The organism is Oribacterium sp. HCP28S3_H8 (assembly GCF_052064775.1).
Lineage (GTDB): Bacteria > Bacillota > Clostridia > Lachnospirales > Lachnospiraceae > Oribacterium.
The window spans coordinates 1-406 of record NZ_JBQHUZ010000040.1 but is presented as its reverse complement, the minus strand read 5'-3'; the positions used below and the strand labels follow the sequence as shown (position 1 = coordinate 406).

At 38.2% G+C, this 406-nt stretch carries 1 protein-coding gene; it reads right to left on the bottom strand.

All coding sequences use genetic code 11. From position 1 onward, the window contains the following. Window positions 1-92 (bottom strand): GTP-binding protein (locus ACTNEN_RS13380; protein ID WP_441206959.1); only part of this gene is annotated, 92 nt, incomplete at its 3' end. Window positions 93-406 lie beyond the last annotated feature (314 nt).

Genomic DNA, 406 nt, shown 5'->3' with positions numbered 1-406 from the left:
GAAATGGCTCCGCTGGCATATAGCAGGCTCTCCGTCAAGGTCGTCTTTCCAGCGTCTACATGGGCAAGAATTCCAATATTGATTATTTTCATGTGATTGTCCTCCCTTTACTGCCCCGAAGGGCATAAAAATCCCCAGCAGTAAAATACTTTTACCACTGGGGATGATAATTTGCGGACATACACATATACAGCATACACCTGTTTGTGAGTGCTGTTTTTGGGGATATGTCAAAATTGATAAGGCAAAAGTATTCTTAAATTGGGTACAAAAAACTAAGCCCCTACAAAAGGGACTATCATAATCCTTTGTTCCCACTATTTGATTATAGTTTTATTTAAGAATACCTTGCCGCATATTTTTTACTCCTTTTCTGGATTAAATCATTGTATCACATCAGTTTTAG